Annotated in this window: 14 protein-coding genes; 5 read left to right on the forward strand and 9 right to left on the reverse strand. The window is 62.6% G+C overall.

Annotated features, from left to right (window positions below):
* The first annotated feature begins 111 nt into the window (after positions 1–111).
* On the forward strand, positions 112–1506 hold the full coding sequence (locus tag MRBLPB4O_RS26995; protein ID WP_341797112.1) for a VOC family protein: 1395 nt from the start codon (positions 112–114) through the stop codon (positions 1504–1506).
* A 56-nt stretch (positions 1507–1562) separates the two neighbouring features.
* Here MRBLPB4O_RS26995 and MRBLPB4O_RS27000 read toward each other — a convergent pair whose 3' ends face one another.
* Positions 1563–2492: a LysR substrate-binding domain-containing protein gene (locus MRBLPB4O_RS27000; RefSeq protein WP_341797113.1), complete on the reverse strand. Its 930-nt coding sequence runs from the start codon at positions 2490–2492 to the stop codon at positions 1563–1565.
* Positions 2493–2648: 156 nt separating this feature from the next.
* On the opposite strand from MRBLPB4O_RS27000, the gene MRBLPB4O_RS27005 reads away from it, so the two are divergent.
* A complete protein-coding gene (locus MRBLPB4O_RS27005) occupies positions 2649–4037 on the forward strand; it encodes a NorM family multidrug efflux MATE transporter (protein WP_016502208.1) in 1389 nt (462 codons plus the stop codon).
* 79 nt (positions 4038–4116) lie between these two features.
* Here MRBLPB4O_RS27005 and MRBLPB4O_RS27010 read toward each other — a convergent pair.
* A protein-coding gene (locus tag MRBLPB4O_RS27010) for an IS3 family transposase (protein ID WP_341796297.1) occupies positions 4117–5477 on the reverse strand; the annotation gives its coding sequence in 2 pieces (ribosomal slippage) (positions 4117–5009 and positions 5009–5477; 1362 coding nt in all).
* 84 nt (positions 5478–5561) lie between these two features.
* Positions 5562–7229, reverse strand: a complete 1668-nt coding sequence (locus MRBLPB4O_RS27015) for a bifunctional diguanylate cyclase/phosphodiesterase (protein ID WP_341797114.1) — start codon at positions 7227–7229, stop codon at positions 5562–5564.
* 294 nt (positions 7230–7523) lie between these two features.
* Here MRBLPB4O_RS27015 and rep point away from each other — a divergent pair, with 294 nt between their 5' ends.
* Both rep and MRBLPB4O_RS27025 read left to right on the forward strand, forming a co-directional pair.
* Positions 7524–9533: a DNA helicase Rep gene (gene rep / locus MRBLPB4O_RS27020; protein WP_341797115.1), complete on the forward strand. Its 2010-nt coding sequence runs from the start codon at positions 7524–7526 to the stop codon at positions 9531–9533.
* A 64-nt stretch (positions 9534–9597) separates the two neighbouring features.
* Positions 9598–10170 carry a xanthine phosphoribosyltransferase gene (locus tag MRBLPB4O_RS27025; protein ID WP_003253535.1) on the forward strand — a complete coding sequence of 191 codons (573 nt, stop codon included), beginning with the start codon at positions 9598–9600 and terminating at the stop codon, positions 10168–10170.
* 123 nt (positions 10171–10293) lie between these two features.
* Here the strand turns inward: MRBLPB4O_RS27025 and MRBLPB4O_RS27030 are convergent, their stop codons facing one another.
* From MRBLPB4O_RS27030 to dadA, 5 genes are all read right to left on the reverse strand, one after another.
* Positions 10294–12150, reverse strand: a complete 1857-nt coding sequence (locus tag MRBLPB4O_RS27030) for an acetyl-CoA hydrolase/transferase C-terminal domain-containing protein (RefSeq protein WP_341797116.1) — start codon at positions 12148–12150, stop codon at positions 10294–10296.
* 226 nt (positions 12151–12376) lie between these two features.
* Positions 12377–12781: a c-type cytochrome gene (locus MRBLPB4O_RS27035; RefSeq protein WP_033692624.1), complete on the reverse strand. Its 405-nt coding sequence runs from the start codon at positions 12779–12781 to the stop codon at positions 12377–12379.
* 154 nt (positions 12782–12935) lie between these two features.
* A complete protein-coding gene (locus MRBLPB4O_RS27040) occupies positions 12936–13484 on the reverse strand; it encodes a cupin domain-containing protein (RefSeq protein ID WP_016489803.1) in 549 nt (182 codons plus the stop codon).
* Between the two features lie 109 nt (positions 13485–13593).
* Complete coding sequence (gene alr / locus MRBLPB4O_RS27045; protein ID WP_341797117.1) at positions 13594–14667, reverse strand: alanine racemase; 1074 nt, start codon at positions 14665–14667, stop codon at positions 13594–13596.
* A 144-nt stretch (positions 14668–14811) separates the two neighbouring features.
* A complete protein-coding gene (dadA, locus tag MRBLPB4O_RS27050; protein WP_019472517.1) occupies positions 14812–16116 on the reverse strand; it encodes a D-amino acid dehydrogenase in 1305 nt (434 codons plus the stop codon).
* Between the two features lie 156 nt (positions 16117–16272).
* On the opposite strand from dadA, the gene dadR reads away from it, so the two are divergent.
* A complete protein-coding gene (gene dadR, locus MRBLPB4O_RS27055) occupies positions 16273–16761 on the forward strand; it encodes a transcriptional regulator DadR (RefSeq protein WP_003258963.1) in 489 nt (162 codons plus the stop codon).
* Positions 16762–16763: 2 nt separating this feature from the next.
* Here the strand turns inward: dadR and MRBLPB4O_RS27060 are convergent, their stop codons facing one another.
* On the reverse strand, positions 16764–17117 hold the full coding sequence (locus tag MRBLPB4O_RS27060; RefSeq protein ID WP_341797118.1) for a YkgJ family cysteine cluster protein: 354 nt from the start codon (positions 17115–17117) through the stop codon (positions 16764–16766).
* Between the last annotated feature and the right edge of the window lie 43 nt (positions 17118–17160).

The following is a 17160-nucleotide window of genomic DNA, read 5'->3' on the forward strand; positions in this document are numbered from 1 at the left end:
GGCCCTGAAGGTCGATCAAAAAAGGAATGACACACTCACTTTTTTTCGCTTGTGAGCCAAGTGCATTCCCAGCTTTCATGTAAGCGTCCGAACCCAACCAGGAAGCTAGCGATGCCCGCCCACGATTTCGTCAGCCCAGACAGCATTCGCGCGCAGTTCTCTGCCGCCATGTCGCTCATGTACAAACAGGAAGTGCCGCTGTACGGCACGCTGCTGGAGCTGGTGAGCGAAATCAACCAGCAGGTCATGGTCCAGCAGCCCAAGGTTGCCGAAGCCCTGCGCTGGACCGGCGAAATCGAGCGCCTGGACCACGAACGCCACGGCGCCATCCGCGTCGGCACCGCCGAAGAACTGGCCACCATCGCCCGCCTGTTTGCCGTCATGGGCATGCAGCCGGTCGGCTACTACGACCTCAGCTCCGCTGGCGTGCCGGTGCACTCCACCGCTTTTCGCGCGGTACACGAGCAGTCACTGCACGTCAGCCCGTTCCGTGTGTTCACCTCGCTGCTGCGCCTGGAGCTGATCGACAACCCGCAGCTGCGTGAGCTGGCACAGAGCATCCTGGCCAAGCGCCAGATCTTCACCAGCCGCGCCCTCGAACTGATCGCCCAGTGCGAGCGCGATGGCGGCCTGAACGCAGCCGATGCCGAAGCGTTCGTGCAGGAAGCGCTGCACACCTTCCGCTGGCACCATGACGCCACCGTGACCGCCGAGCAGTACCAGCAACTGCACGACCAGCACCGCCTGATTGCCGATGTGGTGGCCTTCAAGGGCCCACACATCAACCACCTGACCCCACGCACCCTGGACATCGATGCGATCCAGCTCGGCATGCCGGCCAAGGGCATCCCGCCGAAGGCCGTGGTCGAAGGCCCGCCCACCCGCCGCCATCCGATCCTGCTGCGCCAGACCAGCTTCAAGGCCTTGCAGGAAAAGGTCGCGTTCAGCGACCAGCAGGGTAGCGAAGGCAGCCACACCGCGCGCTTTGGCGAGATCGAGCAACGTGGCGCGGCCCTGACGCCGAAAGGCCGCCAGCTGTACGACAAGCTGCTCGACGCCACCCGCGCCGCCCTGGGCGGCGCACCGGCCGAAGCCAATGCCGAGCGCTACATGACCTTGCTCAAAGATACCTTTGCCGAATTCCCGGATGACCTGGCGCAGATGCGTCAACAGGGCCTGGCGTACTTCCGCTACTTTGCCACTGAGAAAGGCCTGGCTGCGCGTGACCAGGAGGGCCGCCCGACCACCCTGCAAGGGCTGATCGACGCTGGCCATGTGCATTTCGAGGCGCTGGTGTACGAGGACTTCCTGCCGGTAAGTGCGGCGGGGATCTTCCAGTCCAACCTGGGCGACGATGCACAGGCCGAATACGGCAGTAATGCCAACCGCGATGCGTTCGAAGCGGCGTTGGGGCTGCAAGTGCAGGATGAGCTGGCACTGTATGCGCAAAGCGAGCGCCGCTCGCTGCAGGCCTGTGCACAGGCGTTGAACCTGGGATCGATGTAAGGCTTTGGATTGCCGGGGGCCGCTTTGCGGCCCTTTCGCGACGCAGCCCCAGAGGTTCAAACCAGAGGCGGCAGGATTTCCACATCCGGCAAATCCATCGCCGCCACCTCGTCTGCCAGAAAATCACTCAAGCGCCGCAACCGTTCGCCACCCGGCCGGGTGCGCGGCCATACCAGGTAGTAGTCCATCCCACTGGGCACTGCTGTCGGCCAAGGCAGGCTCAACCGCCCCTGCGCCACATCTTCGGCCACCATCAGCAAATCACCCATGGAAATCCCGTAGCCCCGTGCAGCGGCAATCATGCCCAGCTCCAGGGTGTCGAACACCTGACCGCCCTTGAGCGAAACCTTGTCGCCAAGCCCCATGCGCTCCAGCCATTCCCGCCAGTCACGCTTGTCCACCGTGGGGTGCAGCAGTTCGATAGAGGCTAGCCGGCCCACGTCCCAAGGCTCTTCGTCGAGCAGGTCCGGCGCACCGACCGGGATCAGCAACTCCGGAAACAGCTTGCGCACCTCCCACTCCGCCGGGAACACGCCGTCGCTGAGCAACACTGCGCAATCGAACGGTTCCTGGTTGAAGTCCACATGGTCGACGTCCATCCATGCGCTGGTCAGCTGCACTTCGTTGCCCGGTTGCAGGTGGCGGAACCGGCTAAGGCACGCCAGCAACCAGCGCATGGTCAGGGTCGAGGGGGCTTTCATGCGCAAGATGTCATCTTCACCGCGCAAGTTATCGCAGGCCCGCTCCAGCGCCGCGAAGCCTTCGCGCACCCCGGGCAACAGCACCCGCGCCGCTTCGGTCAACTGCAGGCTGCGGCCACTGCGCACGAACAGGCGGCAGGCAAAGTGCTCTTCCAACGTACGGATATGCCGGCTGACAGCACTTTGGGTAATCGACAGCTCTTCGCCCGCACGGGTGAACGAGCAAAGCCGTGCAGCAGCTTCGAATGCGCGCAGGGCATACAACGGAGGGAGCTGTCGGGACATGAGGCACCTGCCATACGGGACTGTGGAGCGAATCATCAATGAGCATATATACATGAGTCAGACTCATGCCAAGGATCGCTTTTATCCTTTTGTGCAAAGTTGACCGAAGCCTCAGAATCGCCCTTCGTTGTTTTCCCCAGGAAAAAGGACCACCCCATGCATGTCGCGCCCACCACAGAACTCAAGGCTTTGCTGCGCCTGGCCGGGCCGCTGATCGCCTCGCAGTTGGCGCACATGCTGATGGTGCTGACCGACACCCTGATGATGGCCCGTATCAGCCCGCAAGCGCTGGCCGGTGGCGGCCTGGGCGCGGCGAGCTACTCGTTCGTGTCGATCTTTTGCCTGGGCGTGATCGCTGCGGTCGGCACCTTGGTGGCGATCCGCAAGGGCGCCAACGACATCGAAGGTGCCACCCGCCTGGCACAGAACGGCGTGTGGCTGGCCTGGGGCCTGGCGCTGATCGCCGCGCTGGCCCTGTGGAATCTTGAGCCGGTACTGCTGCTGTTCGGGCAACAGCCCGAAAACGTTGCCTCGGCCGCCGAATTCCTCACCCTGCTGCCGCTGGCGCTGCCCAGCTACCTGACCTTCATGGCCTTGCGTGGCTTTACCAGCGCGCTGGGCCGCTCGACCCCGGTGATGGTGATCAGCGTGGTCGGCACGGTGCTCAACTACCTGTTCAACGTGGCGTTGATCGAAGGCATGTTCGGCCTGCCAAAGCTAGGCCTGATGGGCATCGGCCTGGTCACCGCAGTGGTATCGCTGGGCATGGCCATCGCCCTTGCTTTGTACATCCGCTGGCATTCGGCCTACGCCGCCTACCCGCTGCGCAAGGGCCTGTCACGCCCGTCGCTGCCAGCCCTGCGCGAGCTGTGGCGGCTGGGCCTGCCAATTGGTGGTACCTACATGGTGGAAGTGGGCCTGTTCGCCTTCGCTGCGCTGTGCATGGGGGTACTGGGCAGCACCGAACTGGCGGCACACCAGATCGCCCTGCAGATCGTGTCCACGGCGTTCATGGTGCCGACGGGCTTGTCCTATGCGGTGACCATGCGCGTGGGCTTGTACTACGGCGCTGGCAACCTGCTGGCGGCGCGCAGTGCCGGGCGCGTGGGCATCGGCTTCGGGGCGATGATCATGTTCGCCTTCGCCGCGCTGTTCCTGCTGCTGCCCGAAGCGCTGGTGGGGCTGTTCATCGACCGCAATGACCCGGCCTTTGCCGCGATCTTCCAGGTGGCCGTGCAGTTGTTGATGGTGGCGGCGTGGTTCGAGCTGTTCGATGGCATGCAGACCATTGCCATGGGCTCGATCCGTGGGCTGAAGGATGCCAAGACCACCTTCCTGATCGGGCTGGTGTGCTACTGGCTGGTGGGGGCGCCGAGCGCCTGGTTGTTCACCTTTACCCTGGGCGGTGGTGCAGTGGGGATCTGGTGGGGGCTGGCGCTGGGGCTGGCGTGTGCGGCGGTGGCGCTGACCTTTGGCTTTGAGTGGCGGATGAAGCGGCTTTTGAGAAAGGCGGTGGCGCGCGCAGGGGCTGCTGCTTCCGCCTGACTTCAGGGCCTCTTCGCGGGCACGCCCGCTCCCACAGGATTGCGCGGTCCCTGGACTGCCCCCCAAAAGTTGGACAGTTTCAGCTAGCAGACTCAGCAGCATGGGCCCTGTATTCCACAGGGCTCATGCCATTGAGCTTTAGCTTGATGCGGTCATGGTTGTAGTAGTGGATGTACTCGTCCAGACCGGCTTTCAGTTCTTCAACGCTCTCGAAACGCTTCAGGTAGAAAAACTCGGACTTAAGCGTACCAAAAAAGCTCTCCATTGCCGCATTGTCCAGGCAGTTTCCTTTGCGTGACATGCTCTGGTTCAGTCCTCGCTCTGCCAGCTTATGGCGGTACTGGGAGTGCTGGTAGTGCCACCCTTGATCCGAGTGAAGCACCAGCTTCGGCTTGTTTCCCAGGCGCTTGAAGGCCTTGTCCAGCATGTTGGTAACCAGCCCGAGGCAAGGCCTGCTGGCCACTTCGTATGCCACGATTTCGGCGTTGTACAAGTCCATCACAGGAGAGAGATAGACCTTTTTCTCAGCTACTTTAAACTCGGTCACATCGGTCACCCACTTCTGATTCGGGCGCTGCGCGAGGAAGTTTCGCTCCAGCAGGTTAGGCGCGATAGTGCCGACGACGCCCTTGTACGACCGATACTTTTTGGGCCGTACGAGTGAGCGAAGATCAAGCGCGACCATCAAGCGTTCTACGACCTTCTTGTTAACCAAGGTGCCGGCGTTGCGGATCACCGCCGTCACACGCCGGTAACCGTAGAGCCCTTTTTCCTCGTGATAGACACGCTGAATCAGCTGTTTCAGGACAGCATGCTTGTCAGGTTTGGCCTGCGCCTGAAGTTGGTAATAGAACGTGCTGCGAGGTAAGTCAGCCAGTTGCAGAACGGCGGCCAAGGGAAACCTGTCCTTGAGCGCCGACACGATCAGGGCTTTTTGGGCTGACTTCGCTCCTGCTTCTTCAGTTCTTCCAGCTTTTTTAGGTAAGCGTTCTCCATACGCAGCCACTCAAGCTCAGCCAGCAACTGGTCGCGGCTTTTATCGGTGTCATCGGACGTCGTAGGTTTTATGGGGTAAGGCTTTTTCGACATGGCAGCGGGTTTTCTTCTCTTGGGAGCAGGTAAATCCAGACTCCCACTGTAGTGCTGCCGCGCCCAAATGCCTATCTGCGAGGACTGACCAAGACCAAAATGGGCGGCGGTCTGGCGCAAGGAAAGCTGATGCTTGTGCATGTACTCAAGGACTGAGCGCTTGTAGGCCGTGCTGTACCGCTGGCCGGTTTTGCGCAGGCTGAACTGACCATGCTTCTGGAAAGCGGAGAACCAGCGCCGCAGCAGGCTGAAGTCCACTGCAAATCGCCGAGCTACTGTTCTAAATCCTTCACCACCCTCCAGGTAGGCCTGGACGGCGGTGAGCTTGAATTGATCTGAGTACTTGCTCATGTGAACACCCCAAGAAATTGGATTGGTGTCCAACTTCCTGGGGGCAGTCCACCCTGTGGGAGCGGGCGTGCCCGCGAAAGGGCCCTAAAGGACAGCATCCAACTGACAGCCAGGCACCTTCAGCAAAAAATCGATCAACTCCCCCACCGGCAGCGGCTTGCTGACCAAAAAGCCCTGCACCTGGTCACAGCCAAACCCACGCAACAACGCCAACTGCTCTTCGCTCTCCACTCCCTCGGCCACCACTTCGAGGTTGAGGTTGTGCGCCAGGTTGATCATGGCGTGCACCAGCTTGCGGTTCTCCTCGCGCATTTCCATTTCTGCTACAAAGCTGCGGTCCACCTTTAGCAAGGTGATCGGCAGGCTGTTGAGGTGCACGAACGAAGAGAACCCTGTGCCAAAATCGTCGAGCGAGAAGCGCACGCCCAAGCGGCCGAGGGCGTCCATGGTCTGGCGCACCACCTCGTTGCGGCGCATCACCGCCGTCTCGGTCAGTTCGAACTCCAGCCAGCGGGCGTCCACGCCATGCTCAAGGATCAGGCGGCTCAGGGTGGCCAGCAGCTGGCTGTCCTGGAACTGCCGAAAACTCAGGTTTACGGCCATGTGCAGCGGCTCCAGCCCGCGCTCACACAGCGCCTGCATGTCGCGCAAGGCACGGGAGATGACCCAGTAGCCCAACGGCACGATCAGGCCGCTCTGCTCGGCCAGGGGCACGAATTCGCTGGGCGGTAACAGCCCGCGTTCGGCATGGCGCCAGCGCACCAGCGCCTCCAGGCCGACAATGCGCCCGTCGGCCAGGTCGAGCCGCGGCTGGTAGTGCAGCTCCAGCTCGTCACGGCGCAGCGCGCGGCGCAGCTCGCTTTCCAGGTCAGCAAGGCTGCGGGCGTTGCGATTGATGCGTTCATTGAACACATGGAAGGTGCAGCCCTGGCTGCCCTTGGCCTGGCGCATGGCAATGTGCGCATGCCACATCAGCGGGTCGGCACCGCTCTGCGCGCGGGCATGGGCCAGGCCCAGGCTGCAACCCAGCAGCAGGCTTTCGCCGTCGATCCAGTAGGGTTCGGCCAGGGCCTCGACGATGCGCTCGGCAATCCATTCAGCGCGGTTGGCGTCGCGGCGGGTGTCGATCAGCAAGGCGAACTCGTCGCTGCCCAGGCGAGCCAGCTGGTCGCCTGCTTCGAGCTGGTTTTGCAGCCGCGCCACCACCTGCAGGATCAGGCGGTCGCCGCTCTGGTGGCCCAGCGCATCGTTGACGTGGCGAAAGTTGTCCAGGTCCAGGTGGCCCAAGGCAATGCCACGGCCCTCGTTCTCGGCCAGGCGCGCGGTCAGCAAGGCCTGGAAGCCCTGGCGGTTGGCGATGCCGGTCAGTGGGTCCTGTTCGGCCAGGCGCTGCAAGGTGGCCACCAGCACCCCGCGTTCGCGCACATGGCGCAGCGAGCGGCGCAGGGTGTCGGCATTGAGCTGGTCGCGTACCAGCCAGTCGCTGACGGCGCTGGGCGCCACCTCGGGCTCGTGCTCGAGCAGCAGGATGGTCGGCAGCTCGCAGCGCCCAGGCACCGGCTGCAGGGCCGGGGTTGCCAGCACCACGGCCTGGCGATCATGGCTGAACAGGCTATCGACCGAGTCCCAGTCAGGCGCGGTCAGCAGCACGGCACTGCCGTTAAGGGCAGGTATGCAGGCGTGCAACAAGGCGGCCCATTGCGGCTCATCAGCCAACAGCAGCAAACGCAAAGGTTCGACAGGCGTGGACAAGCGGGCTCCTTAGGACTTCACGGTGCAACGATAACTGCCAGTATGCTACTGCATTAATGAAAATGATTTTCACTTTTATACATGCATTTGCGGGCGTAGCATCCCGACGTATTTTGTCGTGCATCGTGCTCGAAACCAGACGAGCCGGCAAATATGATTTTTTCAGTTGCTAGCATTAGTGGCGCTAATAATGAGGCGGACAAAAGTCTGACTCAGACGTCAGACGGTCGCGCCACAACCGCCCCATGCCTGTTAGAATGCGCGGCTATTTTCTGGCGACCCCCGGTTTCTAGCATGTCCCGACTCAATCCCAGGCAGCAAGAAGCCCGTGACTACGTCGGCGGCCCTCTTTTGGTGCTCGCCGGTGCAGGTTCGGGCAAGACCAGCGTGATCACGCGCAAGATTGCCCACCTCATTCAGAACTGCGGCATCCGTGCGCAGTACATCGTGGCGATGACCTTCACCAACAAGGCCGCACGCGAGATGAAGGAGCGGGTCGCCACCCTGCTGCGCCCGGGGGAAGGCCGTGGCCTGACGGTGTGTACCTTCCACAACCTGGGCCTGAACATCATCCGCAAGGAGCACGACAAGCTGGGCTACAAGCCAGGCTTCTCGATCTTCGACGAGTCCGACATCAAGGCGTTGCTGTCGGACATCATGCAGAAGGAATACTCCGGCGACGACGGCATCGACGAGATCAAGAACATGATCGGTGCCTGGAAGAACGACCTGGTCCTGCCACCCGAGGCCCTGGAAAAGGCGCGCAACCCGCGCGAGCAGACCGCCGCCATCGTCTACACCCACTACCAGCGCACGCTCAAGGCGTTTAACGCGGTGGACTTCGACGACCTGATCCTGCAGCCGGTCAAACTGTTCCAGGAGCACCCCGAGGTACTGGAGCGCTGGCAGAACCGCGTGCGCTACCTGCTGGTGGACGAATACCAGGACACCAACGCCAGCCAGTACCTGCTGGTGAAAATGCTGATCGGCATGCGCAACCAGTTCACCGTGGTGGGCGACGACGACCAGTCGATCTATGCCTGGCGCGGTGCCCGCCCCGAGAACCTGATGCTGCTCAAGGAGGACTACCCTTCCCTGAAGATCGTCATGCTCGAGCAGAACTACCGCTCCACCAGCCGCATCCTGCGCTGTGCCAACGTGTTGATCGCCAACAACCCGCACGCGTTCGAGAAACAGCTGTGGAGCGAGATGGGCGTGGGCGACGAGATCCGCGTCATCCGCTGCAAGAACGAGGAAGCCGAGGCCGAACGCGTGGCCATGGAAATCCTCACCTTGCACCTGCGCACCAACCGCCCGTACAGCGATTTCGCCATCCTCTACCGCGGAAACTACCAGGCCAAGCTGATCGAACTGAAGCTGCAGCACCACCAGGTGCCGTATCGCCTGTCGGGCGGCAACAGCTTCTTCGGCCGCCAGGAGGTCAAGGACCTGATGGCCTACCTGCGCCTGTTGGTGAACCCGGACGATGACAACGCCTACCTGCGGGTAATCAACGTACCGCGCCGCGAAATCGGCTCCACCACCCTGGAAAAGCTCGGCAACTATTCCACCGAGCGCGGCATTTCTATGTACGCCGCCAGCGAGGAGCTGGGCCTGGGTGAGCACCTGGACGCCCGCTACACCGAGCGTTTGCAGCGCTTCAAGCACTGGCTCGACGGGGTACGCCACAAGGTAGCACTGGAAGACCCGATTGCCGCGCTGCACGAGATGATCCGCGATATCGACTACGAGAACTGGATCCGCCAGCAGACCGCCAGCGACAAGGCGGCGGACTTCCGGATCAGCAACGTCTGGTTCCTGGTCGAAGCGCTGAAAAACACCCTCGAGAAGGACGAAGAGGGCGACATGACCATCGAGGACGCCATCGGCAAGCTGGTGTTGCGCGACATGCTCGAGCGCCAGCAGGAAGAAGAAGAGAACGCCGAAGGTGTGCAGATGATGACCCTGCACGCCTCCAAGGGCCTGGAGTTCCCCTACGTGTTCATCATGGGCATGGAAGAGGAAATCCTCCCGCATCGCTCCAGCATCGAGGCCGACACCATCGAAGAGGAGCGCCGCCTGGCCTACGTGGGCATCACCCGCGCGCGCCAGACCCTGGCCTTCACCTTCGCTGCCAAGCGCAAGCAGTACGGTGAAATCATCGACTGCACGCCCAGCCGGTTCCTTGACGAACTGCCTCCGGACGACCTGGCCTGGGAGGGCCTGGACGATGCGCCGGTCGAGGTAAAGGCCGCACGCGGCAACAACGCCCTGGCCGATATCCGGGCAATGCTCAAACGCTGATCAACCATTACTCTTAAACTTTGCCGCTATTTGCGGCCACCTTTGCTACATCGAGGAAAACAAAGTGGAAGCACTGCATCAGAAGATTCGCGAAGAAGGCATCGTGCTTTCCGACCAGGTTCTCAAAGTCGACGCGTTTCTCAACCACCAGATCGACCCGGCGCTGATGCAGCTGATCGGTGACGAGTTCGCCCGCCTGTTCGCCGATGCCGGCGTGACCAAGATTGTCACCATCGAAGCCTCGGGCATTGCCCCGGCCGTGATGACTGGCCTGAAACTGGGCGTACCGGTGATCTTTGCGCGCAAGCACCAGTCGCTGACCCTGACCGAGAACCTGCTGACTGCCTCGGTGTACTCCTTCACCAAGCAGACCGAGAACACCGTGGCCATTTCGCCACGCCACCTCAACAGCAGCGACCGCGTGCTGGTGATCGACGACTTCCTGGCCAACGGCAAGGCGTCGCAAGCGCTGATCTCGATCATCAAGCAAGCCGGTGCCACCGTGGCTGGCCTGGGTATCGTGATCGAGAAGTCGTTCCAGGGCGGCCGTGCCGAGCTGGACAGCCAGGGCTACCGCGTTGAATCGCTGGCCCGGGTGAAGTCGCTGGAAGGCGGTGTGGTCAGCTTCATCGAGTAAGCCTGTACCGGCCCCATCGCCGGCAAGCCAGCTCCCACAGGTACTGCACAAGGCTCGGCCTCTGTGAAACTCCTGTGGGAGCTGGCTTGCCGGCGATGGGCTGCAAAGTAGCCCCGGCAATTTTCAGGTCGCCGCCAACCCTGCCAGCAAAAGCCGCTGATACAGCTCTTCCTTCAATCCCTGCGGAGCGGCCAGCCCCATCCGCCCCAGGTGCCCTTGATACCCCTCCGGCCCCGGCGCATCCAACGCTGCCTTGCCCAGCTCCAGCACCTCGCTCAGCTTGAACTTGCTCTTCAACCAGTTCAGCGCCCGCAACAGGTCGCGCTCTTCAGCCGTGAAGTCCGTCCCCATCGGATACTCCGGGAACAGCCGCGCATGCCGCACCCTGATTGCCTCCAACCGCTGCGGCGTATTGTCAGTAAAGCGAGCGTCCAGCTCAAAATCCTTGGGCAGCTTGCCGGCCTCTTTTGCCTGCTCGATGAGCCCCTGCTGGAAACGCGAATCGCTCACCGCCAGCAACCGCGCAATCACCTCGCTGTCGGTCTGCCCACGCAAGTCGGCAATGCCGTATTCGGTCACCACGATATCGCGCAGGTGCCGGGGTATGGTGCAGTGGCCATACGTCCAGAACAGGTTTGAGGTCACCTCCCCGCCTGCCTCGCGCCAGCTGCGCAGCAGCAGAATCGAGCGCCCTCCCTCTAGCGCATGGCCTTGGGCGACGAAGTTGTACTGCCCGCCCACGCCACTGAGCACGCGGCCGTCTTCCAGCTGATCGGCCACCCCGGCGCCGAGCAAGGTCATGGCGAATGCCGTGTTGATGAAGCGCGCATCGCGGCGCTGACGTCGCTTGAGTTCTTCCTGCCCGTACAGCTCGTTGATGAAGCTGATACGGGTCATGGCAAACCGCGCGCGCTGTTCGAGTGGCATCTCCCTCAACCGCTGGTAGAACGCCTGCGGGCCAAGGAAAAAACCGCCATGCACCACTGGCCCTTCGTCATCGGCCGGGCGCCGCAGCAGGCCTGCTTCGGCCAGTACCAGCAGGCCATTGACGAACATCTCGCTGCAGCCGTACAGGCCTTGGGCAAACGTCCCCAGCCCCCCTTCGCGCTCGATCAGCGCATGCCACGGGCCCGTATCCAGCTCGTCGAGCAAGGCGCGGTAGCCTGCGTTGTCACCCTGGCGGGCCAGCAACGCGGCGGCAACTGCATCGCCCATTGCACCGATGCCGATCTGCAGGGTGCCGCCATCGCGTACCAGTGTGCTGGCGTGCAAGCCGATGCAGTGGTCCTGGGTGCCCACCGGCATGTTCGGTGTGGAGAACAGGCGACGTTGCTCGGCCTCGTCGATCAACAGGTCGAACGCATCGATGGGCAGTTCCGCATCGCCGGGCATGTAGGGCAGTTCGGCGTGCACCTGGCCGAGCATGAGGATGGTCTCGCCGGCCGCGCGGCGCTTGGCGATCATCGGCAGCAGGTCGAGGGTGATGTCGGGGTTGCAGGCAAGGCTCAGGTGAACAGGCCTTTCAGGTGTGGCGGCCACCAGTTGCGCGACCAGGTTCAGGCCCTTGGCGTTGATGTCGCGTGCGGCGTGGCTGTAGTTGCTGCTGATGTAATCCTGCTGGGCAGCCTCGCTGTGCAGCAGGCTGCCGGGCTGCATGAAAAACTGCTCGACGCGGATGTTCGGCGGCAGGCTGTCATTGCGCAGGTCGGCAAGGTAGTCGAGCTCTTCGTAGTCGGCGAAGACGCGCTCGACGAAGGGTTCGAGAAAGCGCCGCTGCAGGCCGTCGCCCAATGGTGGGCGGCCGAGGGACAGCGCCGTGTAGATAGTCAGCCGCCGCTCGGGCAGCTCGCGCACCCGGGCGTACAGGGCGTTCACGAAAGCATTAGGCTTGCCCAGGCCCAAAGGCAGGCCCATGTGGATATGGGCCGGCAGCCGGGACAAGACCTGCTCGACAGCCTGGTCGATGGAGCAGAGGTGCATCGGGGCCTCCTGAGACATCCATGGGTTCAGGGGTTGGACATGGCACTGGCGGGTTGGTTGCCTGTGCTGGCCCTTTCGCGGGCACGCCCGCTCCCACAGGATAACCACAATCCTCAGGTTCTGTGGGGGACTTGTGGGAGCGGGCGTGCCCGCGAAAGGGCCAGCACAGGCACCACAAAAACAAAGCCCGCCATCAACGGCGGGCCTGATGCAATTCAGCTGTGTCTTACAGCCCGGACATCTTCTTGATCGCCCCTTTCAGGTCGTCATCCGAGCAGTCCGCGCAGGTGCCTTTGGGCGGCATGGCGTTGATGCCGGTAATGGCCTTGGCCAGGATGCCATCCAGGCCGCCCTGGTGGTCGGCGCGTTCTTTCCACGCGGCGGTATCGCCCACTTTAGGCGCACCAAGCAGCCCGGTGCCATGGCAGGCATTGCAGTGCTTGGCGATGATCTCATCTGGGGTCTTGGCACCCCCGCCTCCCGCTGCAACAGCCACTTCCATGCCTTTGCATTCCTGGCCCTGGACGCACACCTGGCCAACCGGCTCCAGGCGTTTGGCAATGTCGTCATTGGTCGCAGCGGTTGCGCTCATTGCCCAGAGGGCGAATACGGCTGCTGGTACGGCCAGCATCTTCTTGATTTGGTTCACGCGAACACCCTCATGGTGGCTAATCACGCTCGCGGCCACGGAACGGCGAGCGTTGAAAAGTATAGCGGGAACCCAGAGGCCGTGAAACGACCCTACACGGGAAAGGGGTATTGCCGAATCAATGCACTGCGCTGGATCAAAAGTTTGAAGGCGTCGCCGCACTGATCAGGCGCGCAGGCTGGTTGAAAGGGTTGCGAAAGCGGTGCGGACGCGTGCTTTCGAAGTAGTAGCTGTCGCCTTCTTCCAGGATGAAGATCTCGTTGCCGACCACCAGCTCCAGCCGCCCTTCGAGCAGGATGCCGGTTTCCTCGCCGTCATGGGTGAGCATCTCGGCACCGGTGTCGGCACCTGGCGGATACACCTCGGTGAGAAACGCGATGGCACGGTTGGGGTGCGACTTGCCGACCAGCTTCATGGTCACCGCGCCATCCGAGATATCAATCAGCTCGTGGGCCTTGTAGACGATCTGAGTGGGGCTTTCAGGTTCCAGCTCGACCGAAAAGAACTCGACCATCGACATGGGAATGCCGCTCAGCACCTTGCGCAGCGAACTGATGGAGGGGCTCACGCTGTTCTTCTCGATCATCGAGATGGTGCTGTTGGTCACACCGGCACGCTTGGCGAGTTCGCGCTGGGACAGGCCCTTGAGCTTGCGGATGGCTTGCAGTCGTTCGCCGACGTCCAAAGCTGGAGCCTCCTGAAACGGTGGAAAGGGGGGTGGATGTGAACGATATCATGGCAATGCCGTTCAGTATTTACAACACACCGCCCCTCAACCTGTCCGCTTCAGCGTGTCATTCGCCGATGTAGTCCCGCGGTACCCGCTTCAGGTTGCAGAAGATCTGGTAAGGAATAGTGCCCGCGTGTGCGGCCACTTCGCTGGCCAGCACCTGCTTGCCCCACAATTCGACCGGGCTGCCGACGGTGGCTTGCGGCACGTCGGTCAGGTCGATGTTGAGCATGTCCATCGACACCCGGCCGATCAGCTGAGTGCGCTGGCCGGCGACCAGCACCGGGGTGCCGTTGGGTGCCTGGCGCGGGTAGCCATCGGCATAGCCCATGGCGACCACGCCAACACGGGTTGGCCGTGGGCTGACGAACTTGGCGCCGTAGCCCACCGGCTCGCCGGCAGGCAGCTCGCGCACGCTGATGACCCGCGATTGCAGGGTCATCACCGGTTGCAGGCGTGCGGCCTGGGCCTGGGGCACTTCGAACGGCGTGGCGCCGTACAGCATCAGGCCTGGGCGTACCCAATCGCCGGGCGCTTGCGGCCAGCCCAGCACGCCGGGCGAGTTACGCAGGCTGCACTCGGCAGCCAGGCCCTGGCGGGCGGCTTCGAACACGGCGATCTGCTGGGCGGTGGCGTCGGCATCCAGTTCGTCGGCGCGGGCAAAGTGACTCATCAGCACGATGCGCGAAACCTTGCCGCTGGCCAGCAGGCGCTGGTAGGCGTCGTGGTAGTCCTTGGGGTGCAGGCCGACGCGGTGCATGCCGCTGTCCAGCTTCAGCCAAATGGTGAGCGGCTTGTGCAGCTGGGTTTTCTCGATGGCTTCCAGCTGCCACAGCGAGTGCACCACGCACCACAGGTCGTGCTCGGCAATCAGCGCCAGCTCGCTGGCTTCGAAGAAGCCTTCCAGCAACAGCACCGGGGCCTTGATACCGGCGGCGCGCAACTCCAGCGCCTCTTCGATGCAAGCCACGGCAAAGCCGTTGGCTTCGGCCTCCAGGGCCAGGGCGCAGCGTACGGCACCGTGGCCATAGGCGTCGGCCTTGATCACGGCGAGGGCTTTGGCACCGGTCAGTTCACGGGCCAGACGGTAGTTGTGGCGCAGGGCCTGGAGGTCGATCAGGGCGCGGGCGGGACGCATGGCGGCTGCCTTATGGTGGTTCGGGTTGAAAACGGTATTGGATTCTTCGCGGGCTCGCCCGCTCCCACAGGAGCATCACAGGTATTGAAGACTGTGCAGTACCTGTGGGAGCGGGCGAGCCCGCGAAAAGGCCGGTACAGGCTATTACTGCTGGTGAACCGGCGCGCCCTGCCCGTGCTTGGTCGCTTCCCGGCTGTTGCCATAACGGGAAATGTCCAGGCCTTCGGCACTGATCTGCGGTTTCTTGCGCGCAATCAGGTCGGCCAGCAGGCGACCGGAGCCGCACGCCATGGTCCAGCCCAGGGTACCGTGACCGGTGTTCAGGAACAGGTTGCGGAACGCCGTGGCACCAACGATCGGTGTGCCGTCCGGGGTCGCCGGACGCAGCCCGGTCCAGAAGCTGGCCTGGCTCAGGTCACCGCCGCGAGGATAAAGGTCGTTGACGATCATCTCCAGCGTTTCGCGCCGACGCGGGTTCAGCGACAGGTCAAAACCGGCAATTTCAGCCATGCCGCCAACCCGGATACGGTTGTCGAAACGGGTGATCGCGACCTTGTAGGTCTCGTCGAGAATGGTCGAAGTCGGGGCCATGTCGCCGTTGGTGATCGGTACGGTCAGCGAGTAGCCCTTCAGCGGGTACACCGGCGCCTTGATGCCCAGCGGCTTGAGCATCTGCGGCGAGTAGCTGCCCAGCGCCAGCACGTAGCGGTCGGCGGTTTCCAGCTTGCCGTCGATCCACACGCCATTGATGCGGTCGCCCGCGAAGTCCAGGCGTTGGATGTCCTGGCCAAAACGGAACTCCACACCCAGCTTGATGGCCATGTCGGCGAGCTTGGTGGTGAACATCTGGCAGTCGCCGGTCTGGTCGTTAGGCAGGCGCAGGGCGCCGGCCAGAATGTCCTTCACGCCAGCCAGGGCGGGTTCGACGCGGGCAATACCCTCGCGGTCCAGCAGTTCGTAAGGCACGCCAGACTGCTCGAGCACGGCAATGTCCTTGGCCGCGGCATCCACCTGGGCCTGGGTGCGGAACAGCTGGGTGGTACCCAAAGAGCGGCTTTCATAGGCAATGCCGGTTTCGGCGCGCAGTTCGTCCAGGCAGTCGCGGCTGTACTCGGACAGGCGCACCATGCGCTCCTTGTTCACCGCGTAACGGCTGGCGGTGCAGTTGCGCAGCATCTGCGCCATCCACAGGTACTGGTCGACGTCGCCGGTGAGCTTGATGGCCAGGGGAGCGTGGCGCTCCAGCAGCCACTTGATGGCCTTCAGCGGCACGCCTGGGGCGGCCCAGGGCGAGGCATAGCCGGGCGAGATCTGGCCGGCGTTGGCAAAACTGGTTTCCATGGCCACCGCCGGCTGGCGGTCAACCACCGTCACTTCGAAACCTTGCCGGGCCAGGTAGTAGGCACTGGCGGTTCCGATTACACCGCTACCAAGTACCAGAACTCGCATCGTTATATCCCTCACACGCGGCACGCCGCAGACTTTTATTGATATGGCATGAATGGGCGCAGTATAGGAATTTGAGACCAGTGCAATTCACTATATAAAAGCCTATTATTGGCGAGAATTCTCGGCAAAATCGCCTTTCACGGAGGGGCATCCCCTATGAGAACCCAGCACCAGAGCAAGCGTGAACTGGACAAGATCGACCGTAACATCCTGCGGATCCTGCAGAATGACGGGCGTATTTCCTTCACCGAACTGGGCGAGAAAGTTGGGCTGTCCACCACCCCTTGCACCGAGCGGGTTCGCCGTCTGGAGCGCGAGGGCATCATCATGGGCTACAACGCCCGCCTGAACCCGCAGCACCTCAAGGGCAGCCTGCTGGTGTTCGTGGAAATCAGCCTGGACTACAAGTCGGGCGACACCTTCGAGGAGTTCCGCCGCGCGGTGTTGAAGCTGCCCCACGTGCTGGAATGCCACCTGGTGTCAGGTGACTTCGACTACCTGGTGAAGGCGCGCATTTCGGAGATGGCGTCGTACCGCAAGCTGCTTGGCGACATCCTGCTGAAGCTGCCGCACGTGCGCGAATCGAAGAGCTACATCGTGATGGAAGAGGTTAAAGAAAGCCTCTGCCTGCCGATCCCGGACTGAGGCTAGACCAGCACCTGGCGGGTGGTGGCAATGAACTGGTGCACGAGCTGCTCGGCTGCGGGCTCGATCATCGGCTCAGGGCCACGGCCACGCGGGCAGGCCATGCGTGGCGTGGTGCCAAAAAGGCGGCAGATCATCGGGCGCTCTTCATACACCGTGCAACCGTTGGAGCCTAGGTGCACACAGTCCAGGCGCTCCAGGGCAGCTGCCTGCTCGGCCTGGGACTTGCGCGGCAGGCGGGCCATTTCTTCTGTCGACGTGGTGACCGGGCCGCAGCAGTCGTGGCAGCCGGGCTCGCACTCGAACGAGGGAATGAGTTCGCGCAGGAAGTGGATCTTGTGACGGTTGCAGGACATGGCTAGGTACAAAATTGAAGACTGGAGTTGGATTATAGGGCCA

Origin of the sequence: Pseudomonas sp. LPB4.O, from assembly GCF_038383825.1 — a bacterium.
In the GTDB taxonomy this organism is placed as follows: Bacteria; Pseudomonadota; Gammaproteobacteria; order Pseudomonadales; family Pseudomonadaceae; genus Aquipseudomonas; species Aquipseudomonas putida.